This window comes from Ferruginibacter albus, assembly GCF_020042285.1.
Lineage (GTDB): Bacteria > Bacteroidota > Bacteroidia > Chitinophagales > Chitinophagaceae > Ferruginibacter > Ferruginibacter albus.
In genome coordinates this window covers 1,237,149-1,262,941 of sequence record NZ_CP083388.1, presented here as the reverse complement: position 1 = coordinate 1,262,941, position 25,793 = coordinate 1,237,149, and the positions used below count along the sequence as shown (strand labels likewise).

At 36.1% G+C, this 25,793-nt stretch carries 31 protein-coding genes; 21 read left to right on the top strand and 10 right to left on the bottom strand.

All coding sequences use genetic code 11. The features are described from left to right. Window positions 1-17: 17 nt before the first annotated feature. The 3 genes from K9M53_RS05630 to K9M53_RS05620 form a co-directional block, all read right to left on the bottom strand. Complete coding sequence (locus K9M53_RS05630) at window positions 18-2,888, bottom strand: TonB-dependent receptor plug domain-containing protein (protein WP_224018648.1); 2,871 nt, start codon at window positions 2,886-2,888, stop codon at window positions 18-20. 72 nt (window positions 2,889-2,960) lie between these two features. Continuing rightward, entirely contained in the window at window positions 2,961-3,956 is a 996-nt protein-coding gene (locus K9M53_RS05625) for an aldo/keto reductase (protein ID WP_224018647.1), read from the bottom strand. A gap of 71 nt (window positions 3,957-4,027) precedes the next feature. Continuing rightward, complete coding sequence (locus tag K9M53_RS05620; protein ID WP_224018646.1) at window positions 4,028-6,610, bottom strand: FG-GAP repeat protein; 2,583 nt, start codon at window positions 6,608-6,610, stop codon at window positions 4,028-4,030. 379 nt (window positions 6,611-6,989) lie between these two features. Between K9M53_RS05620 and K9M53_RS05615 the strand changes: the two genes are divergently transcribed. The 5 genes from K9M53_RS05615 (at window position 6,990) to K9M53_RS05595 (ending at window position 10,640) form a co-directional block, all read left to right on the top strand. Then, the gene (locus K9M53_RS05615) at window positions 6,990-7,328 is read left to right on the top strand and encodes an HvfA family oxazolone/thioamide-modified RiPP metallophore (RefSeq protein WP_224018645.1); all 339 of its coding nucleotides are present in this window, start codon (window positions 6,990-6,992) and stop codon (window positions 7,326-7,328) included. Window positions 7,329-7,391: 63 nt separating this feature from the next. Beyond that, window positions 7,392-8,222 (top strand): HvfB family MNIO-type RiPP peptide maturase, encoded by an 831-nt coding sequence (locus tag K9M53_RS05610; RefSeq protein ID WP_224018644.1) that lies wholly within the window; start codon window positions 7,392-7,394, stop codon window positions 8,220-8,222. Then, window positions 8,209-8,958 carry an HvfC/BufC N-terminal domain-containing protein gene (locus K9M53_RS05605; RefSeq protein WP_224018643.1) on the top strand — a complete coding sequence of 250 codons (750 nt, stop codon included), beginning with the start codon at window positions 8,209-8,211 and terminating at the stop codon, window positions 8,956-8,958. Before K9M53_RS05610 ends, K9M53_RS05605 begins: the two co-directional genes overlap by 14 nt. Before the next feature lie 29 nt (window positions 8,959-8,987). Next, window positions 8,988-9,434, top strand: a complete 447-nt coding sequence (locus tag K9M53_RS05600; RefSeq protein ID WP_224018642.1) for an HvfX family Cu-binding RiPP maturation protein — start codon at window positions 8,988-8,990, stop codon at window positions 9,432-9,434. Window positions 9,435-9,584: 150 nt separating this feature from the next. Beyond that, window positions 9,585-10,640 (top strand): T9SS type A sorting domain-containing protein, encoded by a 1,056-nt coding sequence (locus K9M53_RS05595; protein WP_224018641.1) that lies wholly within the window; start codon window positions 9,585-9,587, stop codon window positions 10,638-10,640. Here K9M53_RS05595 and K9M53_RS05590 read toward each other — a convergent pair whose 3' ends face one another. After that, a complete protein-coding gene (locus K9M53_RS05590; RefSeq protein ID WP_224018640.1) occupies window positions 10,641-12,203 on the bottom strand; it encodes a glycosyltransferase family 39 protein in 1,563 nt (520 codons plus the stop codon). 56 nt (window positions 12,204-12,259) lie between these two features. On the opposite strand from K9M53_RS05590, the gene K9M53_RS05585 reads away from it, so the two are divergent. After that, window positions 12,260-12,673, top strand: a complete 414-nt coding sequence (locus tag K9M53_RS05585) for a DUF1801 domain-containing protein (protein WP_224018639.1) — start codon at window positions 12,260-12,262, stop codon at window positions 12,671-12,673. Window position 12,674: 1 nt separating this feature from the next. Here K9M53_RS05585 and K9M53_RS05580 read toward each other — a convergent pair whose 3' ends face one another. Genes K9M53_RS05580 through K9M53_RS05570 form a run of 3 tightly spaced genes read right to left on the bottom strand, consistent with a single transcriptional unit; the run spans window position 12,675 to window position 13,462 of the window. Further along, the gene (locus K9M53_RS05580; protein ID WP_224018638.1) at window positions 12,675-12,836 is read right to left on the bottom strand and encodes a hypothetical protein; all 162 of its coding nucleotides are present in this window, start codon (window positions 12,834-12,836) and stop codon (window positions 12,675-12,677) included. Window positions 12,837-12,870: 34 nt separating this feature from the next. After that, window positions 12,871-13,230, bottom strand: a complete 360-nt coding sequence (locus tag K9M53_RS05575; protein ID WP_224018637.1) for a phage holin family protein — start codon at window positions 13,228-13,230, stop codon at window positions 12,871-12,873. Between the two features lie 16 nt (window positions 13,231-13,246). After that, on the bottom strand, window positions 13,247-13,462 hold the full coding sequence (locus tag K9M53_RS05570; protein ID WP_224018636.1) for a YtxH domain-containing protein: 216 nt from the start codon (window positions 13,460-13,462) through the stop codon (window positions 13,247-13,249). 135 nt (window positions 13,463-13,597) lie between these two features. On the opposite strand from K9M53_RS05570, the gene K9M53_RS05565 reads away from it, so the two are divergent. The 15 genes from K9M53_RS05565 (at window position 13,598) to K9M53_RS05495 (ending at window position 24,160) form a co-directional block, all read left to right on the top strand. Further along, window positions 13,598-13,930 carry an ArsR/SmtB family transcription factor gene (locus K9M53_RS05565; protein WP_449265790.1) on the top strand — a complete coding sequence of 111 codons (333 nt, stop codon included), beginning with the start codon at window positions 13,598-13,600 and terminating at the stop codon, window positions 13,928-13,930. Next, window positions 13,905-14,087, top strand: coding sequence for a hypothetical protein (locus tag K9M53_RS05560; RefSeq protein ID WP_224019187.1), 183 nt, complete (start codon window positions 13,905-13,907; stop codon window positions 14,085-14,087). The genes K9M53_RS05565 and K9M53_RS05560 overlap by 26 nt, the downstream gene beginning before the upstream one ends. A gap of 8 nt (window positions 14,088-14,095) precedes the next feature. Beyond that, a complete protein-coding gene (locus tag K9M53_RS05555; protein WP_224018635.1) occupies window positions 14,096-14,509 on the top strand; it encodes an arsenate reductase ArsC in 414 nt (137 codons plus the stop codon). A 480-nt stretch (window positions 14,510-14,989) separates the two neighbouring features. Beyond that, window positions 14,990-15,976: a 6-phosphofructokinase gene (gene pfkA, locus K9M53_RS05550; RefSeq protein WP_224018634.1), complete on the top strand. Its 987-nt coding sequence runs from the start codon at window positions 14,990-14,992 to the stop codon at window positions 15,974-15,976. 48 nt (window positions 15,977-16,024) lie between these two features. Further along, the gene (pyk, locus tag K9M53_RS05545; RefSeq protein WP_224018633.1) at window positions 16,025-17,515 is read left to right on the top strand and encodes a pyruvate kinase; all 1,491 of its coding nucleotides are present in this window, start codon (window positions 16,025-16,027) and stop codon (window positions 17,513-17,515) included. 141 nt (window positions 17,516-17,656) lie between these two features. Then, on the top strand, window positions 17,657-18,169 hold the full coding sequence (locus K9M53_RS05540) for a hypothetical protein (protein ID WP_224018632.1): 513 nt from the start codon (window positions 17,657-17,659) through the stop codon (window positions 18,167-18,169). Between the two features lie 210 nt (window positions 18,170-18,379). After that, on the top strand, window positions 18,380-18,958 hold the full coding sequence (locus K9M53_RS05535) for a hypothetical protein (protein WP_224018631.1): 579 nt from the start codon (window positions 18,380-18,382) through the stop codon (window positions 18,956-18,958). Window positions 18,959-19,098: 140 nt separating this feature from the next. Beyond that, window positions 19,099-19,521 (top strand): hypothetical protein, encoded by a 423-nt coding sequence (locus K9M53_RS05530; RefSeq protein WP_224018630.1) that lies wholly within the window; start codon window positions 19,099-19,101, stop codon window positions 19,519-19,521. 27 nt (window positions 19,522-19,548) lie between these two features. Then, window positions 19,549-20,178 carry a hypothetical protein gene (locus K9M53_RS05525; RefSeq protein WP_224018629.1) on the top strand — a complete coding sequence of 210 codons (630 nt, stop codon included), beginning with the start codon at window positions 19,549-19,551 and terminating at the stop codon, window positions 20,176-20,178. A 410-nt stretch (window positions 20,179-20,588) separates the two neighbouring features. Further along, window positions 20,589-21,461: a hypothetical protein gene (locus K9M53_RS05520; RefSeq protein ID WP_224018628.1), complete on the top strand. Its 873-nt coding sequence runs from the start codon at window positions 20,589-20,591 to the stop codon at window positions 21,459-21,461. Window positions 21,462-21,524: 63 nt separating this feature from the next. Beyond that, the gene (locus tag K9M53_RS05515; RefSeq protein ID WP_224018627.1) at window positions 21,525-21,794 is read left to right on the top strand and encodes a hypothetical protein; all 270 of its coding nucleotides are present in this window, start codon (window positions 21,525-21,527) and stop codon (window positions 21,792-21,794) included. A gap of 184 nt (window positions 21,795-21,978) precedes the next feature. Next, entirely contained in the window at window positions 21,979-22,605 is a 627-nt protein-coding gene (locus tag K9M53_RS05510; protein WP_224018626.1) for a DUF4304 domain-containing protein, read from the top strand. Window positions 22,606-22,682: 77 nt separating this feature from the next. Further along, window positions 22,683-23,108, top strand: a complete 426-nt coding sequence (locus K9M53_RS05505) for a VOC family protein (protein ID WP_224018625.1) — start codon at window positions 22,683-22,685, stop codon at window positions 23,106-23,108. 98 nt (window positions 23,109-23,206) lie between these two features. Beyond that, window positions 23,207-23,686: a hypothetical protein gene (locus K9M53_RS05500; RefSeq protein ID WP_224018624.1), complete on the top strand. Its 480-nt coding sequence runs from the start codon at window positions 23,207-23,209 to the stop codon at window positions 23,684-23,686. A gap of 144 nt (window positions 23,687-23,830) precedes the next feature. After that, the gene (locus tag K9M53_RS05495) at window positions 23,831-24,160 is read left to right on the top strand and encodes a hypothetical protein (RefSeq protein ID WP_224018623.1); all 330 of its coding nucleotides are present in this window, start codon (window positions 23,831-23,833) and stop codon (window positions 24,158-24,160) included. 88 nt (window positions 24,161-24,248) lie between these two features. Here the strand turns inward: K9M53_RS05495 and K9M53_RS05490 are convergent, their stop codons facing one another. The 3 genes from K9M53_RS05490 to K9M53_RS05480 form a co-directional block, all read right to left on the bottom strand. Further along, window positions 24,249-24,542 carry an RNA recognition motif domain-containing protein gene (locus tag K9M53_RS05490; RefSeq protein WP_224018622.1) on the bottom strand — a complete coding sequence of 98 codons (294 nt, stop codon included), beginning with the start codon at window positions 24,540-24,542 and terminating at the stop codon, window positions 24,249-24,251. Window positions 24,543-24,757: 215 nt separating this feature from the next. Next, window positions 24,758-25,171: a hypothetical protein gene (locus tag K9M53_RS05485; protein WP_224018621.1), complete on the bottom strand. Its 414-nt coding sequence runs from the start codon at window positions 25,169-25,171 to the stop codon at window positions 24,758-24,760. Between the two features lie 98 nt (window positions 25,172-25,269). Then, a complete protein-coding gene (locus tag K9M53_RS05480; protein WP_224018620.1) occupies window positions 25,270-25,461 on the bottom strand; it encodes a hypothetical protein in 192 nt (63 codons plus the stop codon). Window positions 25,462-25,793: the final 332 nt, after the last annotated feature.

Below are 25,793 nucleotides of genomic sequence, written 5' to 3'. Positions count from 1 at the left end.
AAACCGATGTTTATTTTTTAAAAGTTGAAAGAGAATTTAGTGAACAAACGCATGCCATTAAAACCCATTTGTACCGGGTCCCATGGTCCACCGGTTTCACCATCAAATGCAGAACCATTGGCGCCCTTCGTAATGCCAAGATCAGGGTGTACATTGAATAAATTATCTACGCCTGCATAAACACTTATTTTAGGTGTGATCTTATAAGTAGCATAAACATCCGTTACTGTTTTACCACTATAGATAAATTGTTCAGGCACCAGCTGACCTGTTGCATCCAAATTTACCATTGGTGCAATGCCTAATGCTTCTAAATTAGGATCGCCGGGTTGTCCTGTTCCCGCTAATGCATCATCACCGGAGTAACCATAGCCTAATAATTTTACTTCGCCGAAATAGGTAAGATGTGCCCCAATGCCGAGTTTATTAATATTATATTCAACACTTAAGCTGAATTTTTGTGGTGGAGCAGATGCCAAAACAAACGCCTGTTCTCTATCGCTAAAAAATAATTCACGATGCACATAACTATCATTTAGTGTTTGTGGTATATTGATCTTATCGATCGTCATGTTTTGAATATTACCTGCCAGCAACACTTTCAGACTTTGTTTGTGGCGCATTTTTTTAGTATAGTCGATAACAATGTCCAATCCTTTGTTAGTGGTATTTACTGCATTGGCAAAGAACTGTGCGTTGGTAACATTGGCTGCAGTTAATGCATCTGCCAATGCCGGGGCCAATGTATTATCATTAGGGAAAGAGCCGGACAACACTACTCTATCCGTTATCTTAACCCAATAACCATCAACCGTTACCGTTAGTTGCTTGATCGGTTTCCATGAAAAGCCTAAACTTGCGTTCACCGATTTCTCCTGCTTCAATTTAGGGATACCCGCTGCTTTTGTAATGGGACTATTATTAGGAGCCAGCTTAACCTGCGTTATCAGTTGTCCCTGTACGTTTGTAAAGGTGTTGCTGAAATTAATTTGTTGCAAAGAAGGTGCTCTGAATCCTGTACTGATAGAACCTCTCACATTGAAATTATCAGCAACTTTATAACGCGTTGCAAACTTGTAGGTATTTACAAAACCAAAGTCGGAATAATTTTCCAAACGGAAAGCTCCATCTACCAACCATTTTTTAGTAACATCAATTTCAACATCTCCATAACCTGCCACTACGTTTCTGTTTGCATCTACCGCATCCGCCGGTTGAAAACCCGGAAAACCCTGGCTGCCGGTAGCTTTCAATGTATCATAATTAGCATACGATGCTTCTTCACCGCTAAAGATGGAATATTTTTCATACCGGAATTCAGCACCTGCACCAATATTCATTCCTTCTGCAACACTTGAAATATACTTACTAAAATCTACGTTGGTAGTATTTTGTAAAAAGCTGAAGCCACCTGCATCAAAATGTGTTTTATCTGCGCCCAATGAAGCATTAAAGGTATTGTCTACGAAATAATGAAAGTTATTACTGCCGATCGTATTGCTTACATCCCAGTTCCAGCCACATTTTAATTTACCACGTATGCCGGCAGCTAATGATAAGTCAGTGATATGAACATTTTGGATAGGATTAAAATAAACATCATCCTCTGCTGTGATAAGAGCAGGATCCGTTTGAACAGGTGCAGATGGATCGACCAAGCGCATAATGGAAGGAACATAAATTAAATTGCCATTGGCGTCGGTTGGAAAACGTTCCGGATGTCCTGAAAAATTTCTTGTATAGGCATAAGCACCTGATTGTTTATAATTACCACCACCAAAAGCATAAAATACAGTTGATTTGTTTTTCAATGGCGCTTCCATATTAAACATAGCACCACCGGATGTAACAGATGCATCACCGTTAGCACGGCGTACATTATTTACAGGCAATGCTCCGGGATTAGTAGTATAGTTTGTATCTGGTACCTGGCGGAAAGTTTTTCCCTGTATTAAAAAGTTACCGGAGAAATTAATAAAGCCATCTTTTTTTCCTACTGGAACACCATAATTAACGGCAATTTTTCCGGTGTTTCCATCAATTTGACTGCCGGTATAATATTGATTGGGCATTATATTATTTAATGCATTGTATTTATGATCGTCATAACCGGACCAACCTGCATTAATGGTAAGATGCTTTACATCTTTCTTTAAAATAATATTCATTACACCGGCGATCGCATCAGAACCATATTGTGCAGAAGCACCGTCACGTAATATTTCCACTCTATCGATAGCAGCATCAGGAATGGCATTTAAATCTGTTCCTGAATTACCCCGACCTCTTGTTCCGAAGATGGCAACGAATGCTGTTTGGTGCCGACGCTTTCCATTAATTAAAACCAAGGTTTGATCAGGACCTAAGCCTCTTAAGGTTGCCAGGTCTATTGCATCTGCACCATCGCTTCCACTTTGTTTGTTATAATTAAAAGAAGGTGCTGAATAATTTAATAAAGTAGTAAGATCTGGTCTGGCAGATGTTTGCCCAATATCTTTTAAGCTGATCACATCCACCGGCACCGCCGTTTCTGTTTTGATTCTGCCTGTGCTTCGGGTACCGATAAGCACCACTTGTCCGAGGTCCTGTATCGATGCCGTCAAACTAACGGCAATGTCTGTACGATTATCAACATTCACATCCAAAGAAGCATACCCTAAAGAACTTACTTCTAAAACATCTGCGGGCGTTGCTTCAATGGAAAAGCTTCCATCCGGTTTTGTAGTAGTGGTAGCATTCGTTGCCTTTACTTTTACTACAGCACCGGCAACTCCTGCACCGGAACCTGCATCCGTAATTTTTCCTGTAATGGTTGATTTTTGAGCGAGTGCTATTAATGAGCATAATAGCGGGAATGCCATACAGATGGCGGTTTTGATTATACGCATATCAGTTAACTTTGGTTCAACTCAAGTTAACAATTATTCGTCATTTTCTAAAAACAACTTTTCAAGATTGAATTACTTCACTAACACCAATTGATCCAATTCTGTAGTGATCAATTTTATTTCTTCTGCAGATAATTGCACATTAATAGCACCTGCATTTTGAATTGCCTGCGCTGCATTTCTTGCACCTACCAACGCAATGGTAATGCCCGGTTGTTGCAATGTCCAGCTAATAACCAGTTGTGCTAATGTCGCATTCTTTTCGTTTGCGATTGGTTTTATTTTTTGAAGAAAGGTATTGGTTCTTTCTATATTTTCCGATTTATAATGTTGCAAAGTTTCTCTGCTATCTCCTTCATTAAAATGATAACCGGGCTTGATCTTCCCCGTTAATAAGCCCCGTTGCAATGGACTATATGCCAAAATAGATTTTTTATGTTCAATGCAATAAGGCAATACATCTTTCTCAATATCCCTGCGCATCATGCTGTAAGGGATTTGATCGCTTACCAGATTAATATGTTTTGCAGCTTCTTCCATTTCAGCTACACCGTAATTACAAACACCGGCATGCAATACTTTTCCTTGTTGTATTAACCGGCTTACGGCTTCCATTGTTTCACCGATCGGTGTAGTAACATCATGCCAATGTATTTGGTATAGATCGATGTGATCTGTGCCCAAACGGCGAAGACTGTCTTCACATTCCTTGATAATACTTTCCTTACCGGAGTACTTATATATATCGATGTCTTTGCCATTGTTATCCCGGCTCTTCATAGCAAGCGTGCCTTTTGCAAGGTCCCACCGCATACCATACTTGGTCAATATCTGTACTTTATCCCTGGAAATTCCTCTGATCGCTTCTCCAACAATTTCTTCACTTACACCTTGTCCGTAAACGGGTGCTGTGTCTATGGATGTAACGCCCAGGTCATAGGCTGTTTTAATGGCTTCTACAGCTTCTTTTCTATCGGCTCCGCCCCATAACCAACCACCTACTGCCCATGCACCAAATGTGATGACTGACAATTGTAAATTCGATTCTCCTATTTTTCTATATTGCATTGTGTAGATTTTAGTATCGCAATTTATATTTTTATTGTTTAGTTATAGTAGCAGAAGTAAATCAAGAACGCTTAATTAGCACCTACAACATTTAATTTGAAACCGGTATTTATTTTAATAGATACCCCGGGAGAAGTATAAATAGCTTTACATGTAGCAATAGAGTTTATCACAGGATAATTAAGCTTACCGCTTTCAATGTATACGATTGTTGTAGCATCTGGTACTATACCAAGACTCCAATTAGCTGAGTTTTCCCAAACATCACTTACAGATCCTGTCCAATGATTTGTATTAGCCGAAGTATTTACAAATACCCAGGTAGCGCCTTGTCCATAATTATCAAAGCCCCCTCCGCTAATTGCCGTGTTTCCATCTGCAGAAAGGTATACACTTGAACCTTGTTGACCAGCTCCAACACTCCCTGTACCAACTAATTTTGAACCTTGTTGTTTCCATATCCCTCCTGAACGGGTAAATATCCACGATGCACCAACACTACTACTATCATTATATCCACCTATCATAGCAGTATCTCCATTTGCAGATAAAGAAACCGATAGTCCAAAAGAAGCCTCGCCATTAACATCATTGGGAACTAATTTAGATCCCTGCTGTGTCCAAATTCCTGCTGTACGAGTGAATACCCATGCTGCACCTATAGAATTGTTATCCTGGTATCCTCCTACTATTGCAGTATTGCCATCAGCAGAAAGTGAAACTGATATCCCCATACGTGCGGCCCCGACAATATCATTTCCTGTTAATTTTGCCTGTTGCACCCATCCTGTATCAGCACGTGAAAATATCCATGCAGCACCTATAGAATTATTATCATGATACCCTCCTGCTATAGCAGTATTTCCATCATATGAAATATGAACGGACCTTCCAAAATTTGAAGAACCAATGGTATTATTTGCTGTTAATTTTGCCCTCTGTGTCCAAATTGTGCCTGAACGTGTAAATATCCATGCCGCACCTTCATTATTTTTGCCATTATGCTCACCACTTACTATTGCAGTGTCACCATGGTATGATAAGGCCACCGAACGACCTTGTGAAGGGAATCCAGTTGCATCATTTGCGAGCAATTTCTCTTGTTGAGTCCATACTCCATCTGAACGGGTAAACACCCAAGCCGCTCCTAAGCTATTATTGTCAAAAAAGCCACCTAAAAGCGCCGTATTCCCATCGGGTGAGATAGATAAACCATATCCTATTAATGGCGCCCTCGGATTAGCAATATAATTTGACGGAAGTAATTTTTTTTGTTGCGACCACACATTATTTGAGCGAGTGAAGATCCATGCTGCACCAATACCTCCATTATCCTCAACTCCCGATTCTAATAATGTATTACCATCTGCTGAAAGACTTACAGTATATCCTTGCTGCGCAGCCCCAATGCCGCCGGTTCCCACTAATTTTGAACCTTGTTGTATCCATGTATCGCCTGATGGAGTAAATGCCCAGGAACCTCCATTCGAGTTATTATCCTTAGGACCTCCCATCAATATTGTTTTACCATCTGAAGAAAGACAAACTGATTGCCCTTCAAAGGGATCTCCAACAGAATCCAATCCAAGTATTTTTGTTTTCTGGGTCCAGTCTCCATTCGAACGGGTAAATATCCATGCACCCCCATCTGCTCCTGACAAGTAACTACCCGAAGACATACCTATCACGGCTATATTACCATCTGAAGAAAGAGAAACTGATTTCCCTTGATTAGAGGAATTATTATCATATGCTAATAAAATATTCTGTTCTGTCCAAACTCCATTTAAATAAATAAACACCCACGACGCACCACTCATACTATTGTTATTAGGAGCTCCTGCTAAAGCAGTTTTTCCATCAGCTGATAAAGAAACAGCATATCCAAACTGTGCACCATCTGTTACATCTTTGCCAAGTAATTTTGCCTGTTGTGACCATACGTTTCCTGAGCGAGTAAATATCCACGAGGCTCCCATATTATTATTATCTGCTCGTCCTCCTATTATTGTGGTATTACCATCTGCAGAAATGCATACGGCTTGACCTTGATTTGCATTACCAATAGCATCTGTTGCTACTAGTTTTGCCTGTTGTGTCCATACCCCTCCTGAACGAATAAATATCCATGATGCACCGATACCATCATTATCAGTGTACCCACCTACTACAGCTGTATTACCATCTGAAGATAGTGATACTGAATACCCTTGTTGAGAACCACCAGAAGCATCTGTTGCCACTAATTTTGCCTGTTGGGTCCATACCCCTCCTGAACGAACAAATATCCATGATGCACCAATACCCCCATTATCAAAATTACCTCCAACTATAGCTGTGTTACCATCCGAAGAAATAGCAACGCATTGCCCTTGCGCAGACGCATCAATCGCATCTGTTGCCACTAATTTTGTCTGTTGTGTCCATATACCGGCTGAACGTATAAAAACCCACGACGCACCAATACCATTAGCATCTTTTGGTGCACCAATAATTGCTGTATTACCATCCGAAGAAACGGCAACAGATTGCCCTTGTGACGAGTTAGGCACAACACCAGTCCCTATCAATTTATTTCCTTGCTGTATATATTGTGCATTAGATAATATACCACAAAACAAAAAAAGTATAATTAAAAAAGTTATTTTAAACATAAGCAGATCAAATAATTTTTATAGTCACCGATTGTTTTTTAGTTTATTTATTAATGCATAGTTAATAAATAAATCTATTACTTACTTCCTCCTCAAAGAAGATTTATTAATGATAGCAATATTAAATATCAACCTCTCTCAATATCGGGCTTCTATATTGGATAACTATCATTGAATCTTTTTATGCTTGTTGATTTTTCTAAATTAGAAGATAGTATTTTCAAAATCAGAATTATTTCTATAATTTGTATATATATATCCTTTCAAAAATATTTTTTCATTTTAAAATCCAAAGTTTTCCCGGCAACGTATATCAAGGCAATTACGTTATAATCAACGAATGTTTAACTAACTTTTCTTTTACTTAAAAACAAAAACGATGAACAACAACAAAAACATCCTTAAAGGATCTATCATTGCATCAGCTTTAATTGCTGCTACCGGCTTTACTTCTAACGCCAACGGGTTATTCCACTACAACAATTTGGGTACAGGCGACGCCGTTAGAGCTTCCTTATTAAAGAACAGCAATACTGCTAAAAACTTCGAATTAAAATGCGGTGCTGACTCTACATCAAAAGCAAAAGACGGCAAATGCGGCGAAGGAAAATGTGGTGAAGGAAAATGTGGTGCTAAAAAAGGCGCTAAAAAAGCAGGCAAAACCAAAGACGCTAAATGTGGTGAAGGAAAATGCGGCGGTACAAAAAAATCAAGCTAAGATCTTTATTACAAAGGCAGACGATCATGTCTGCCTTTGATCTTTAATTGTAAAACGTTTTGTATGGTTGGCATAGGCTATAGAAAAGATTTTGCAGAAGAGTTTTTGCAGAGTGATGTTTTAAAACCTTCTTTTATTGAAGTAGCTCCCGAGAACTGGGTAGGCGTTGGCGGCTTTTGGAAAAAGCAATTGATGAAAGCATTAGAAAAATATCCATTGTTTACACATGGCTTATCGCTTTCATTAGGAAGCCCGGATGAACTGGATTTTGAATTTCTGAAAAAAGTAAAAACATTTTTAGCGGCTACGAATGCACGCATTTATTCCGAACATTTAAGTTATTCCAAATGCGACAATGCGCATTTGTACGACCTGTTGCCAATCCCTTTTACTAACGATGCTGTTAAGCATGTTGCTGAAAGAATAAAAACTGTGCAGGATGTTTTGGAACGAAAGATCGCTATTGAAATTGTAAGCTACTACACTCCCGTTGCTCCTGAACTATCTGAAATAGATTTCATTAATGCCATACTGGAAGAGGCAGACTGTGATCTGTTATTGGATGTAAACAATGTTTACGTAAACGGATTCAATCATAATTACGACGCCAAACAGTTTATTGATAAGCTACCCATGGAAAGAGTGAGCTATATACACATGGCAGGGCACGAAAAGGTTTCGGATACTTTAATTATAGATACACACGGCGAAGCCATCATTGACCCGGTATATGATCTGTTTGAACATACTATGAAACGTTTAAACCGCGATGTACCGGTTTTGCTGGAAAGAGATTTCAATATTCCCGAATTGGAAGAACTGCAAGAGGAAATTGAACGCCTGAAAACAATAAAATATTCAGTTATAAAAAACAGCAATTATGCAATTGCTTGACACAACACGTGCACATCAATCGTCGCTGGCAAGTTATTGCCGCACCGGCGAGCTGAAAAATATACCCGGTATAAAGCAGGAGAATATTACGCAATATCGCCGGCTGGTTTATAATGTAGTAGACGATATGTTGCAAAATGCCTATCCTCTTACCTATAATTTATTGACCAAAAAAGAATGGAACAATGCGGTAAATGATTTCTTCATTAATCACTCCTGCCAATCGCCGCAGGTTTGGTATATGCCAAAGGAATTTTATGAATACATTGTTGAAACAGAAGATCCGCTTACCAAAAAATACCCTTTTTTAGAAGACTTGCTTTTGTTTGAATGGATGGAAGTAGAAGTATTTATGATGGAAGATCATTTAATTGATTATTCAAAAGAAGGAGATATTATCATAAACAAACTTGTGGTAAATCCTGAACATCATTTATTATCATTCTCTTATCCTGTTCATAACAAGAGTGCAAAGAAAATTAAGCCGGATGATAAGCAAACTTATTTTGTGATGGCACACCGGCACCCTGATGGCAATGTGATCTTTACCGATCTATCACCGGCCTTTGTAAAAATGCTGGAATATCTTACAGCACACTCATTAAGCATACACGAGACAATCAAGAAATTTGAAACTGAATTCAACATACTTCTTACCAAAGAAGACAAACAATCCATAATTGCTTTTTTTGAAGCCGCTTACGAGCAAAGATTAATTATAGGATTTGCTGCATAAAACGGCTTTATCATTATAAAAACAAAATCATGCAAAAGCTTGCTAAATTTTACATTACTATTTTAAATGCAATAAGCTCATTAAAAGACCTTCCACCATTATTTATGCGTTGGGTATTAGCGTATGGTTTTTACCAAACTGCAAAAATGAAATGGAGCGATATTAACTCTGTAGCAGATTGGTTTGCCAGTATCGGAATTGCTGCGCCAAAATTTAATGCCTATTTAGCGGCAGGTACAGAATCGGTTGGTGTTGCATTATTAATATTAGGACTGGCAACCCGTTTTATTTCTATTCCGTTAATTATAACAATGATCGTTGCTATTAAAACGGTGCATTGGGCAAATGGCTTTGATGCGGGCGATAACGGTTTTGAAATTCCGTTGTATTATTTAATTATGTTATTTGCTTTACTGGCAAATGGCCCGGGAAGAATAAGCATTGATTATTTTATCAAGAAAAAAGCAGAAGAATAGGCTCATCTCATATAGATTATTTTTAATGCATTTTGTGCATGGTTATAATTAAAAGCGCAGTCAATAAACTATTTATTGGCTGTTGCTTTTTTTATCATTTTTTTCCATAGCTTCATTATAACGATTGTTTTACCAAACCCCCATCTTGTGATGAACCGCTTTTCTATTTGCACCATTGCCCTTATAATTTTATTTTCTCTTCCAGCAAAGGCACAATTATTCCAGGCTGATCTATACTTGTTGTATAATGATGGTTCTACCTATCCTGCTGATGGCGCCGTTGCACAATATAATAATGCATTTAGCGCAGGTGTTGATTACCTGGATGCAGCCAAGCTACATAATATCAATGAAGAGTTTTCCTTTAGAAGGGATGGTTATTTACTTTCAATAGAAAGAAGACCCATCATACATGTAAGAGATACTTTGTTTTTTAATCTTACCAAAACCACTCAACGCAAATATCAATTTCAATTGACTACAACCAATCTTACGCAACCTAACCTGGTGTGTTTTTTAAAAGATGCCTATACCGGTGATTCTGTTGCAGTTGATCTTAATGGTGTAACCAGTTATGATTTCAGCATTGACAATACAATAGCTTCGCAAGATGCAGCACGCTTTATGGTTGTATTCAATACATTGCCGGATGCAGGACCACTACCCGTTACATTCACCAATATAAAAGCTGTTCAGCAAAATAGCAATGTTACTATTGAATGGAAGATCGCCAATGAAGTGAACATTGCATCCTATTCTATTGAAAGATCTTCAGACGGACAGTCATTTGCATCCATTGCTACTATAAAAAGCAACGGCGCATCTATTTACGATCTTACAGATATGACTCCTGCGAATGGCGAAAACTATTATCGTGTACGCTGTACCGATAGAAGCGGAAATATTCAATACAGCGAGATCACAACTATTAAGCTGTCATCAAACAACCACGATATAGTTATCTATCCAAATCCTGTAAAGAATGGAACAGTAAATCTTAAGATGAATAATGTCATTCCCGGAAATTACAGTTTTAAATTATTAAGTGTTAGTGGGCAACTGCTTGCCAATAAACAATTATACATAACAGCCGGCAACACACATCAAACCATTCAGCTTAACAATGATCTGCCAAAAGGTTTATATCAATTAGAGGTTATTAAACCAGGAAATAAAAAAAGCAGCTACCCGGTTCAAATGCAGTGATTATTTATATTGCAAAACAATAACACCAGGATATAGATCAGGAAAAACTTTCGCTGCAGCCTGCGCCTGCGTAGAATGAAGCGCTTGCTGCTTTTGTAAAGGTGCGTTATAAAAAACCAACTGGTAATTTATTCTATAATCTGAAATTACTCCATTCATTTCATCAGGAGTTACATTAACAACGGAAGGCCCATAAAACTGGTCTTTTACTAAATAAGCCAGTACGGTACAATTAGCCTGCTCTTCGGCAGTAGTGCAATTAGCTATGAATTTTCCATGTATTGAATTCTTTTTAAGTGCCTCTGCTATTTCATAAACATTTTTTCCGGAAGCCTTTTGATTTTGTAATTGATTCAAAGGGTATATACAAAAACTACCAAACACTATTGCAATGATCGTTGTAAACAATTTTGAAAAAACCCTTTTTTCTATCTCAAAAACAGTCAATAGAACTCCTGCCAAAATAATTGCGGAGATATACACCATCCAAACATAGCGGTCATCCATAGAAACCAATAGATAACCGATGGGCATCACTAATGCCATCACCAATAATACACTGTTTGCATTGTTGTAGATAAAACTTTTTTCTTTATATAAATAGAGGCCTGCACATAGCAATAAAACTATTATGGTTAAAAATGAAAAGGCATTTAAAATGCCGATATATTGCAATACATGACTAATGAATAATTTTATTTGAAAAAGGAATACAGCTTTATTGGTAACGGGTGTGATAAAATCGCCTTTCCAAAAAGAAGGATCATCCCAAAAAGAACTACTGTTATCATACGCCAATGGCTGTACCAAAACTCTTGGTTGTTCATAGGCTACTGACAGGTACCAGGAATAATTGATTTTCCCGCTTGTTGTAAAAGAGAAATTATGATACTTTGAACTAAGTGTTATTGCCCATGGCAAAGCTATCAACACCAGTATCAGCAAAGCAAGTCCCGCTTTTTTGATCCATGTTTTATATAAAGATTCGGGCCGGTCATTCTTCAATAAAAGAAAAAATGTTATCGCAATAAATATCACCCCAAAATACAAAGAATAATATTTTGCATAATAGGCCACCCCACAAACAATGCTGCTGAGAATTATTTTTTTATTGCTTTTAATAAAGCCTTTTGAGCAAATTATATTGAGATAAATAAGCAAACAGAGCACCTGCAGAAAATCGCCGAACAATTGATAGAAAGCAAAATGGAGAAAAACAATTACCATTAATGCCATGATCGCAACGGCAACTTTAGAATGCAATTTGAATTTCTTCAATAAAAAATAAGCGTTGATCAAGGCCACTACACCAAAAACGCCATTTAACCATTTAGCCGCCAACACAGCATTAAAGCCCATTTTTATAAAAGGTGCCAACAGCCACGAATTCAGCGGACTCCAATAACCATTAACCGAGTTCCAATAATCGCCTGCTGCAATTCTTTCTGCCACCCGTAAATAACCTGTAGCATCCGGGTCAAATACATATTGATACCAGGGATATACGAAAGCAAATAATAAACAGTAAACAATAACAAATAAAAAAAGCAACCTTTTATTCATTGCATGCGGTTATGTGTTAAAGATAAGGTTTCGTTGATTATTTGTACATTTAAAACATGCCGACCAATTCCTCTATAAAAATAAGATCGCTTGTTCATTTGTTTAAGTTGCTGCCGGAGAATGAACGTATCATTGTGGATGTGTTGCGACAGATCGCTATTGAAAATCTTCCATCCCATTGCAAAGAAAAGATATCGTATAATGTTCCTTTCTTTTATGGCAACAGAAGTATTTGCCTTATCTGGCCGGCTACCATTCCGAGAGGTGGTATTAAAGAAGGCGTATTGTTAGGATTCTGGTACGGCAACAGGCTAAACGATGTAGATAATTTTTTAACCCACGGAACCAATAAGCAGATCTTTTACAAGATCTATAAAACACCCGAAGAAATTAACGAAAGAGCACTTAAAAAGATACTGAAAGAAGCGGTCAAATTAGATCTGAATTTTTCAAACCTAAAAAGAAGATAGCTTAATCTGAAGTTTTAGAAACAAACAGTTTTCCTGCAAATTGAATTGCCTTTGTAAGCAATATTGACTTCCCTTCATCCACTATATCAGAAACAGTAGAATTTTTCATATCCCGCCATCCATAATTAATAAGTGTTTCCAACTCTCCTTTACGTTTACGCAATTGCTTTTGGTGGGCTTTTAGCTGAGATATATTTTTAAACTTCATCATCTTTATCAGAGAAAATAGCTTTTATTATTACATTCATGATGGCTATGCGCAACAATTTTTCTTTTGCAAACCATATTATTATACCCAAGAGTAAAAACAAAAATCCTACAATTAAAAAGCCTGCATACACTTCGCCTGTCCATTTTGCGATAATGTATGCAAGCCCTACCCCTGCAAATACCACAAAAAGAAGAATGAAAAAAATTGCCACCATTGCAGCCAATAAGCCGGCTATCAGCTTAGAAACTTTTTCTGCAATACTCAACTTGATAGTCGTTATACGATTGTCCACATACTCTTTAATATGCGAAAACAGTTGCTCGAACCTGGCCAAAATCTCTTGCATGCAATAATTTTAATTTTTAAATAGCAGTTTCTTCTTTACCGTTCTTAGCGTGATTAAAATATTCTTTCCCTTTTTCCCATTTATTATGTACGTCATCTGAGAATTTTTTTCCACGTTCTGCTATTTTCTTTCTTGTTTCTGTGCCTTTATCAGGAGCAAATAATATTCCTAAAACAGCACCTACTGCAGCTCCTACCGCTACAGCAGTAAGGACTTTACGACTTGTACCCATAATTAAAAAATTTAATGATGAACAATGTTACTAAGTTAAAATAATTGTCTCATTATAAATAGACAAATATTACGCCACCGAACTAAAAGTTGGAATATTGAAACATTAATCGTAATATTGCAATATTAAAATTAAATGATGGGGGCTACTAAAACAGACCATTTTACAGACAAGCAGAATGCCATTGCAACGCTTGCAAAAGCATTGGGACATCCTGCAAGAATTGCCATTATGGAATACCTGATGAAAGTAGAATCCTGTATTTGCGGCGATATTGTTTCTGAATTACCGTTGGCACAGCCTACTATTTCGCAACATTTAAAAGAATTGAAAAATGCAGGCTTAATAAAAGGAAATATTGAAGGAACCTCCGTTTGTTATTGTATTGACGAAAAAGGGATCGCTAAGCTCAAAGATTATTTTGGAAATATTTCTATCAAACTTGAAAAGAAAAATACCTGTTGCTAATATGCAAAAAGAGCAAGCTGCAATAAATGATCAGTTGGTGTTTTGGAAAAAATACCGCAAACCCATTATCATAACTTCTTCTTTGATCATACTGCAACTGATCTTTGGTTTTGATCCTAAATTTTGTATCATCAATATCATCTGGTTGTTTGTTTAAAATAATTTATGAAAAAAATTTTAGTGCTCTGCACCGGCAATAGCTGCAGAAGCCAGATAGCAGAAGGTTACCTGCGTTTTTTTGCAGGAGATAAAGCAGCTGTTTACAGCGCAGGAGTTGAAACACATGGTGTAAATCCCAAAGCCATTGCTACTATGAAAGAAGATGGGATGGACATCTCTCATCATACTTCCAATAACGTAAATGAATATACCAACATCGACTTTGATTTTGTAATTACCGTTTGTGATAATGCAAAAGAACGTTGTCCCGTTTTACCATCCAATGCCAGGAAGTTTCATTACAATTTTCCCGACCCAGCAAAAGCTACAGGAACAGAAGAAGAAATAAACGAACAGTTTAAAAAAGTACGTGGAATGATTAAAGAGTATTGCAGAGAATTTGTAAAGAATAACTTATAAGTTATATGCACTCTCTTTTCGGTGAGCTTAAACTAACTGACTACTATTTAAAAAATAAATAAGCAAACTCCTTTCCTCGAATTCTTAACCAATAACCGCAAAGACCGGGCTCTTTTGCTTTGTTATCGCCGCAGGCGGAATTTAAAAACTTTTATGTTTTTTAAAAGAAGCAAAAGAGCCCTTTTATTTATAAACCCGCCGAATACTTTAAGATTAAGTATTATCGCAAATCATATAAAATACTGTTTTATTAAACCCAAGCAGACAGCTTAAAATAGACTCTTTATTAAATATCTCTTAAGTTTAATTCAAAAGACTTCATTATGCACATAAATCCATACATTACAACTAATTACAATTAATCGCAATCGATGCCGAAATTGATTTTAAATCTGTACTTTTGGTCGCAAAATGTGTTTTTTATACACCTTAAACGAGAAAAAGCTTATTTAATCCCCAAAAAAGCTATTATTAACAAACATGTCGAACAAAGTAACTAAGATTGGAGTGTTAACATCCGGCGGAGACTCACCGGGAATGAATGCAGCCATACGTGCAGTAGTACGTACCGGCTTATACTATGGATTGGAAGTTTACGGAATTATGAGAGGCTACCAGGGAATGGTGGATGATGATATATTCCCTATGGAAAGTAAAAGTGTTGCCAACATTATTCAACGCGGCGGCACTATTTTAAAAACTGCCCGTTGTAAAGAATTCTACGAACCCGAAGGAAGAAAAAAAGCATACGCTAATTTAAAAAAACGCGGTATAGATGGGTTAGTAATTATTGGTGGCGACGGTTCCTTTCGTGGTGGTAAAAAATTAAGCGAAGAGTTTGATATACCAAGTGTCGGTATTCCCGGTACAATTGACAGGGATATTGTAGGTACCGATTTTACCATCGGCTTTGATACAGCTGTCAATACTGCTGTTGGCGCCATTGATAAGATCCGTGATACGATGGATGCACACGATCGTATGTTCATTATTGAAGTAATGGGACGTGACGCAGGTTTTATTGCATTGCACAGTGGTATTGCCACCGGTGCAGAACATATCATTATTCCTGAAAGAAAAACAGATATTGTTGAAGTAATAAAATCTTTACAGGAAAAAGAAAAACGTAAAAAGCTGGTAAACCTCATCATTGTTGCCGAAGGTGATGATGAATTTGGTGGGGCAGTAGGCGTTAACAATATCATCAAGCAACACATGCCGGATCTTGATACAAGGATCTGCGTATTGGGTCATATTCAACGTGGTGGCTCTCCTACCTGCTTAGACAGAGTAGTTGCAAGCCGCATGGGTTATAATGCCGTAGAGTGTTTGATCAGCGGCGCTCATAACGTAATGATCGGTATCAAAGAAAACCGCATCAATCATACTCCATTTGAAAAAGCATCTAAACTAAAAACAAGAGTGAATGAGGAATGGATGAAAATTGTGAAGATTCTTGCATCATAATTCTATATTTGCCTCCTGAAAAACAAACACAAAAAAGAAACAAACTAAATGAGTAAGCATATTGGTAAATACCTGCACAAGCAGATGGATAATAAAGCAGGATTTCAACATTCTATTAAAAGAACAAAAATTGTTGCCACAGTAGGCCCCGCCTGTAGCACCTACGATCAACTGTTAGACCTGGTAAAAGCAGGTGTAAACGTTTTTCGTTTAAATTTCTCACATGGCGCTTATGATTCAAAGAAAGAAGTAATTGATAACATCCGCCAGATAAATAAAACAGAGCCTTATAACATTGCTATACTTGGCGATCTGCAGGGACCTAAATTAAGAGTGGGTGACCTGGAAGATGGAAAGATCGAATTAAAGCCAGGAATGGAAATAATCTTCTCCACAGAAAAGGTTGTCGGCACTAAAGAAAAAGTATACGTATCGTATTCAATGCTCGCCCAGGATGTAAAAAAAGGCGAGCGTATTTTTTTAGATGATGGCAAGATGGAAGTAGCGGTTAAAGAAATTCTGAATGATAAAGAAGTTTTAGTCAGTGTTACATTAGGCGGAACATTATTACCTAAGAAAGGAGTTAATCTTCCTGACTCTGCATTAACGATGCCTGCATTAACACCAAAAGACATTGAAGATCTTGATTTTATCATTGAGCAAGATTTGGATTGGGTCGCTCTTTCTTTTGTTCGTAAAGCAGAAGACATTATCGATCTAAAGAACAGATTAAAAGCAAGAGGAAGTAAAATAAAAACCATCTCTAAAATTGAAATGCCCGAAGCATTAAAAAATCTTCGTGACATTATAGTTGAAAGCGATGGTATCATGGTTGCCCGTGGCGACTTGGGAGTGGAAGTTCCTATTGAACAGGTTCCTTTTATTCAAAAAGAGATCATCCGTAAATGTATGCACCGTGCAAAACCGGTAATTGTTGCTACGCAGATGATGGAAAGCATGATGGACAGAACCAAACCTAACCGCAGTGAAGTGACCGACGTTGCCAACGCTGTATTGGAAGGCGCTGATGCAGTAATGCTAAGCGGTGAAACAGCCATGGGACAATATCCTACTTTAGTGGTAGAGATGATGACAAAGATTATTCGTGAAGTAGAAAGCAAAGATTACGATTATGATCGTGATGACATATTAGCTCCTCAACCCCACTCTCCTTCTTTCTTAAGTGATGCGGTTTGTTACAGTGCTTGTAAACTGGCACAGGATGTTAGTGCAGATGCTTTGGTAGGTATGACACAAAGCGGTTATACCGGTTTTATGTTGAGCAGCTATCGTCCGAAAGCTCCGTTGTACATTTTCAGTAAAGAAAGAACATTGATCAATCAATTGAGCTTAAGCTGGGGCGTACGTGCTTTTTATTATACAGAAGAAGTAAGCCTGGATGATATCATCTTTGACCAGATCAATATTTTAAAAGAAAGAGGATTTTTGAAACAAGGGGATGTAGTGGTGAATACGGGTAGTACACCGATCGAACATCACTTACCTACCAACACTGTTAAGATTACCAAGATCGATTAATATAGATTTAAAAGTAGCTTTAAAAAGTCTCCGGAAACGGGGGCTTTTTTATTTTTGAATACAGTAATAAATTAATAGTATAAAGCATAGTATATTAGTGACAATGACAACTCTTAACATTACTCAAAACAAACCAAAGCCATGTCAAAAACACATGATCATTTTACCTTTTTTTTAATCGTAAGTATTATTATTTTAATAACCGGCTGTTACACTAGTGTAAAAAACGTCACCTTTACTAAAGAGGCTGGGCAAATTCCACCAGAATTCAATGGATATAATGATACGTTGCTTGTTATAAGACATCCTGGCTCGGGAGACTATAACAGATGCTTGAAAAAAAACTTCTTGGCATATTATACGGGAAAGTATAAAATCATTACTCCAGACCAGATTCCGGATCATTATCCCATGAGCAAGTATAGATTTGTATTTGATCGCAATTTGAACTACACAACACGAAGCTCTGATTTTGTAAGGGAAACAAGTCTGGGAAGTGTCTCATTTCCTAATACTGCAACATACTCAACAGGGATAGTACTTTTAGTTACAGATAGAACAACAGGTAAAGATTATATCGGCGGAAGTTCAGGCTTTTACTCTAAATATATGATAGCATACATTAAAGCCCTTGACGCAGAAAGACTGAAATAATTCAAACAGCTTTTCTCCATGTTCGCGGATGTCATCACCGACGAGTACTTTTGGCAAACTAGCTAAGGATTTGTACATTATACAAAATGAGGAAAAATACTGGACTTACGGATCAGCACAGGATTTTTATAATAGACATGATATGAAAAAGAGTAAGTAATCATATACATTAGAATATCATAAAATAACTATATCTAAAACAATCAATTTATGAGAACGATAGTAACATCATTTCTGCTTTCTCTTTCTATATTTTCTTTTGGGCAAAAAACATATGAGGTAGGAAAAGTAACCTGGCAATATCAGAAGCCGGAAAATTACATATACCGAATAGATAATTTTTCTTCTATAATCAGATCCGGCGATTCCATTATTAAAAAGAATAACGCTGTAAATCAATCAACCGATGAAGTAATATTATTTTCCGTAGCCAAAACGGATTCATCCAATGCAAATATCATTTTAGGCAGTTACAAAGGCAATTCTAACATAGCCAAATTTTCACTGCCCGGTTATATTGATAAGCTCGCTGCATTTATACGATCCAATTATGAAAAACTCAAAACAGATGCCCTGGTTTCAACACGGGAAGCTTTAATTGATAGCGTAAAATTCTATGTCATTGAAAGTAAAGTTTATCACAAAGAAAAAAATTATACTTACTGGACAGCCATGTACATAGCAGAAATAGGCAACAAAGAGCTCAATGTAACCTGTATTTATAATAATGATGATGATAAAAAAGCAATTGAGGCTTCTATATTGAATTCAAAATTTGTTTCCCGTTAAACATAGATCAGTTTTAATAATAGAACTTCTGTGCTTTTGCACCTAATCGCAAGCTTATCAACTATATATAATTCATGAAGAAACTTTTAGTATTTTTTCTTGTAATATACCTCTTGTCATGTAAGACAAAGCTCAAATATTTGAACGATAATGGTGAGAAAATAAAAACTATATATGAAGATAGCCTAATAGATATACTTCGAACGCCGGGCGAAGAAAATGATAGCATCCGTTTAACCTACATGATCATTGAAAAGCGAAGTACTTCATTAAATAAATATTCTATAATAGATTTTAAAGACTCTATTTATTCGCAAGAAGGTAAGTCTACATTTTGTCTTAATAAAACATCGAGTTCGCAAAAGCAATATTTCATTAATTTTAAAAGCCTCCCCTATAGTTTAAAGAACTTTGAGCATTCTACTATACTTTCATTTAACTGTACACATCCACTCCTGAAATCACAAGAAGAAAAAAGTATAAGCATTTTGACCAGCTTGAAAATGATCATTAATGGTGAAATAATCTATAAAACCATTTCGGATAAAATAGTGAAACAATAAGTTATACATCATTAAACACTTTCCAACATGACAAGATTAGTTCTGCTTATTTTCATAGCATCTATTTTTAGTTGTAACAATTCAACCAATTTAAAAACTAGCACCGATCCAATTGCATCAAGAGATACATTTCCGGCAAAAGAATTATTGATTGACAAAGGCGATGATGAAGGTTGGGGCGCTGACATTCGTCTTTCAATTACTGAAGTTTCAAAAACAGACAGCTCCATATCTTATTTTGCAAATTCTTTGTACGAAACAAAAAACCTTGGATTTAAAATTACAGTCCCAACCGCTTCGCCCAATAATGAAAAAGAACTTGCACAAGTGCTGACAATTCAAAGCAGCGGAAATATCAGCGACAATCTTGTTCAGACGCTTTCAAAACTGTATAAACAAAAAGCGGACACTTCTTTGCATTTTGTTCCTTCAAAAAAAATTACATTCATTGATCTAAACGAATTTAGAAAACAATTAGGCGCAGAACCATCTAATAAGGATTCAACAAAAGAAATGAAAGTCTTTTTTGAAACAAAAAACCCTGACGATGCTGCAGAGCTTTACATTAATATAAATGAAGCAGAACATTGGATAGAAATAAAGGAAAAAGATGATAGCTATCGTGAACTGGTGATTAAAGGCCTTACTACAAAATAAGCGCATCCGGCAGGTGTAATTACCCCATTTTGAGGCATAAATGCAGCAACCTCCGGCATTTACAGGATTTTCCCCTCTGAAATAAGTGGTTTTTAATTTGCGCCTTATATGGCAGGCAAAACATATTTCCTATGAAAGCGCATAGTTCATACGATAAAAACACGCATGTTTTATGGCTCATACTGATAGCGTTATTAGTGATAGCAGTAATAAGCATTATCGCTTTTTTTATGATGGCGCTAACAAATTAATTAGATGAGAAACCTGCCTTATCATTGAGGAACGGTGTTTCAAATAAAAAGCTCCGGGTAGTATACCCGGAGCTTTATTTTTAATTTGACGTATTGATTTTTTACTTCCTGCGCAGACATAGTTATCTTCACAAATACCCATGATTTATACGTAGCATTATGACTCTTCGTAATTCATTTTATATTCTGTTAGTTTCAATTCTTTTTACTGCATGCTTTAACAGCACGCAAAAAAAGAAGTACGCCGTTACAACTTATTTTACCAGTTTTGACAGCGCTCATGTATCGCTTAAAAATCTACATACAAAATTTAAGTACTCGTATGAAGCATTCAACGCTGACAGTAATTTAATTTATAAGGAGCAATTCACGACACCGTTTGATAATGACACGAATTGGGGTATGCTTTCGGAAAAAGAAAAATATTTTTACGATAATAAAGAAAAGACAAAGGGAGAAAAAGAGTTTGGACTGTATCTTCCGCATAGCCAAGTTGGTAGCGCAAAAGACAAAGACACTTATACATACGAATACACAAATGGCGAATTAACCAAATGGTTGGTAAATCAAAAACCATACGAAACGTATAAATATAATGATCAAAAAAAATTGATCGAACTACATAGACATTTCGGTTCCAATTTATTTACTGCTCTTAATACGTATTCTAATGGACTTAAGATCAAGTCTGAATATTTTCCTTTTGATTCTATAAATACTTCAATGGATACCTTCATTTACAAGAATACTAAATTAGTAGAGAAGAATTCATTCAACAAAAAAGGAGAAATGACGACACATAGAATTTTTATACGTGATGAAAAAGGCAAGCTGAAAGAAGAAAAATGGAAAGAACCTTATTTAGACTGGCGGCAACGTGAAGATGGGCAATGGATCAACGCTGAATTCAATCAAGGAAATAGATATTTTTATGACAGCCGGGATCGTCCCATTAAAACAGAATATTATCAATTAGATGAGCATTACCGTTCAGAGAAACTGATAATTGTTTATGATTTTCAATATGATTAAATCTTTCTTTAAGGCTGCTAAATGCAGCCTTTTTTATTACATTTATATAGCTAAATAATTATAATGGAAAAACAGTTTTTGCAATACCTGCTATATATAGTTCTAATTGAAATTAGAGAGCATAGCTACGATAACAATGATAAAAAATCATTTTGGTTATCTAATTTAATGCATAATGTACCTTTAATAATGAATGAGGATGAAAAAATAAATGAAGCGTATCAGACTATTATTGATAGAGTAACACTTGATGGGAAGACTGGGTGGCTTAATAGCAGAATAGAAGAATTTAATAACAGAAACCCTGATTTTAAAATTCAAAGTTTGCTCTAATTTTTTATACCCGTCATCTGCAAGAGGCGTTGCTCTAAAATAGCAGGAAATGCTTGATAAACTTATCGATATATTAAAGCGGAACAGAACGAAACCTCTTATTAATGGTCTTGGTGTGACACAACTGCCTAAGACAATTTATACACGAGAGCACCCAATTAAAAGCTCAGATTTTAAAAAATTTGTGAACGAGATATTTCTTCCCAGAATTCAAAAGCTAGGCTTTAAAGGAAAAGATTTCTTCTATTATAAACAAAATGAAATTTATACCGAAGTAATATTTTTTTGGACTTATAAAACCGGAGGTGCTATTCAAGTTGACCTCCTGGTAAAATTTAATACTATTGTTGATCCAACTCTTGACGATCCGGTTACAACAAAAGATATTCGACCGGAAAATGCTGATTTTTTTTATAGACTTTCTGAAAGCAGTAAAAAAACAAAACTTATACCTGATACCTGGTTTTGGATTTTCAAGACAGAAGATGATGAAAACAAAAAATTAGTTGACGATATTTGGCGGGTGTTTTCCAATAAAGGAATGGACTTTTTCAATAAATTTAAAAACCATCAGGAATATATTACGCAGATCAATAGAACCAATTACCTGGGCTTTCCGGACTTTCAACTTCAACGATATTTTGGCAAATTTGAATTAGGTATTTTATATTTCTTATTTGAGTACTGGCGGCAATTGGGCAATAATGAAAAAGCAATTGAATTTGCTGTAACTGCATTAAAAAAATCGACCAGCGAGACCGACAAAAAATATATCAGCGCATTCGAGAAATATCTTACTAATAATAGATAAGATTATATACCTGCAAAAAGGCAGATGCTTAAAATAAACAAAACAATCACCCAATGACAAAAAACAAACTTCTACGAATGGACAATGTCGGTATCGTAGTTCAATCACTGGATACTGCTATTGCTTTTTTTACAGAAATAGGTTTGAAACTGGAGGGACGGGCAATGGTAGAAGGTGAATGGGCCGGTCGTGTAACGGGGCTTGGTAACCAGTCTGTGGAGATTGCTATGATGGTTACACCCGACGGACACAGCCGGCTTGAGATATCCCGGTTTCTTACACCTGCTGTTATTGCATACCATCGTGATGCTCCTGTAAATGCGCTGGGGTATTTACGTGTTATGTTCACGGTTGAAGATATTGATGAGCTGGTATCAAGACTAACTACTAAACATGGAGCGCAACTGGTTGGCGAAATAGTTCAGTATGAAAATGTATACCGACTCTGTTATATTCGTGGAACCGAAGGGCTTTTAATTGGCTTGGCGGAAGAACTAAAATAACGATCTATTAAAATCATCGATATAATTAAAATACTTACAAGATTTAATTTCCAGCTATACGATCTATGAAAAATATTTGCATACTATTCTTATTCTTCGTGGCAAAAAGCTGCTATTCTCAAAACTCTTTTGATTCGCTTCAACTACCTTCCGGAATTCTTGCAGTTTTACAACAATTCCCTGAAACAAATAATAACAATCCTGTAAAATTTGACACAGTATCCATTAAAGGAATGCAAAAGCTTAGGCATTTAAAAAATAAGGATTATCTAATTCTCACTAACCATCGCAAAGCCAGCGTAAGGATGATCGCTTCAAAGTATCTTATTGAAAAAGATTTTACTGCTTTTTGGCAGACACTTGCTAAAAACGCAGCAGATACAACAGATTGGTTTCTGTGCCAGGCTGAAGACAAAAGAATACCAATGACATTGATCGATTATCTACTTAATAATTTTGGAGTAAATACTCCGGAGCATTTTTTTTCTGAATCGCAAATTCAATTAATTGCTTCTCTTAAAGAGGAAAGAAAAAAGCATCTTATTAATTACTATATTAATCATGCATATAAAGAATAATGAAAGCATTTTTTTCGTGGTACATCTCCGATATCAATCATACGGTTGGTATCATTCGTTAGTCTTTTAACTTGTTGTCAAAGTAAAACAACTGATCATAAGCTGCCTGTAAAAGATACTCTTACAAAAAGCAGCACACCAAAAATGCTGTGGGATTCAACAAATACTTTAGAAAATAAGATCGAGACCTTACGACTACAATTCGTTGGAATGGGATGTGCGTGCCCTGAGTGGCTTAAGTGGCAAGACCGGAATAAAAAAGAGCTTACTGAACATTGTATTTACATAGAGCCTGCCGACACGTCAATATGGAACCCGGAAAATGATTCCATTGCATGGAAAACAGGTATTATTGTAACCGGGCAATTTTATAGCAGGAACAGTTACCCCAAAGAAGCCTATGAAGGAATGGAAGACCTGCCGCCACCTGGCAAAATATTCAGGTATACAAAAGCAAAACGAGTTGCTGAATAATAATTTGATCTTCACGAATTCAACTTAAGATCATTATAAAAATAAAAGGGCTCTACTTAGAGCCCTTCATTTTATTTGTTAGATATGCTTACCAGATCTTACTGTGATTACTACGGCTTCCTATGCTTTTAAAGCCTTCTGTTTTTTGTCTTGCAACAGTTGCACACATATTTCTGCCTTCCAATTCTTTACCATCAAGTGCCGATATTGCATTTCTGCCTTCTTCTTCTGAAGACATTTCCACAAAACCAAATCCACGAGGTCTGCCCGTTTCTTTGTCGTTGATGATCTTTACGGAATTAACTGCTCCGTAAGTTGAAAAAAGTTTTTCTAATTCTGCTTCTCCAGTATTGAAGCTCAAGTTTGAAACATAAATGTTCATAAAAAATAATTTTTAAATAATAAATTAAAATACCTGTGAGGTAGAAAAGAGCAGACTGAAAAAAGAAGGAAAATATAATTAAAGAGAAAATAAGTATAAATCTATTCGATCGTAGAGAGTGCTAAAGAACTATATCACTTTGTGAAGATAACACTAATTATCGGAACGTAGGCTTTTATTTTGATACCCGTAAAAAGAAGCAAGAAAGAGAGGGATCAATTTCTTCGTATAAATAACCCCCTTTCCGAATTAGGTTCCCATTGTTTTGTTTTGTGATTGCCAAAAGGATACCCTTGAAATTGTATCACATTATTATCGATGGGATTTAAAAATATTCTTACATCTTTCTCGAATTGTTTGTCCGTCAACCGTGTATTAATAGAAACGGGATTTGTAAGAGTATCGATTTTATAATACATAAAGAGCGAGTCTCCCCATTTATTAGTTATAAACTTGAAGTACATTGTTGAACTGTCTATAAATGTTGCAACAAGGACCGGTCTCGCAGCTCCGTTACTTTTTTCACAACCTACTATTTCCCATGTACCTGCTAAATAGTGATAAGTTATTTTTTGACTAAACGAATTAATAGAACAAAGTAAGAAAATGGACAATAGCATTGTTTTCATTCAAGGAAGATAAAAAAAGTACTGATAATAAGAGACAAGTATTTAAAAACAAAAGAGACATAATATGTCTCTTTTTAATATTGTAAAGTGTTATTTACCTAATCTGTGTAAATCAAATAGGCTACATTTTGTCCATTAGAACCATCAAACAGCGATGTGGCACTTAATGATATAACCTTTACTTGTTTGTTATTGGTTAAAAATGTGCTGATCTGATTATAAATCTCATTAGGATTTATATGATAAGTTAATGGAGGTTCTGGGAATTTTTTAATCTTTTGAGTTGACATGACATTTAATTTAAAAGTAAATAATAAAAAAATACTCTCAAATGTATATTGTTTATTTACTCTTTCATATAGCTCTTTTGATTAAACCATTCTTCTTTCTCTCGTCGTTATTGGTTGCCTGACGAACAACAATTCACACAGCAAAAATTGTAGTAACTCCCACTTCCCTACCAACAACTTCTACATTATTAACCACACAATAAGTGTTTCTAATAGCCATTCAAGTGTTTACAACAAACACTCGTTGTGCAGTAACAAATACTAAAGCTGCTATAACAAACACTTATTATGCTATAACAAACGCACAAGCTGCCACAATAAATACTCATTGT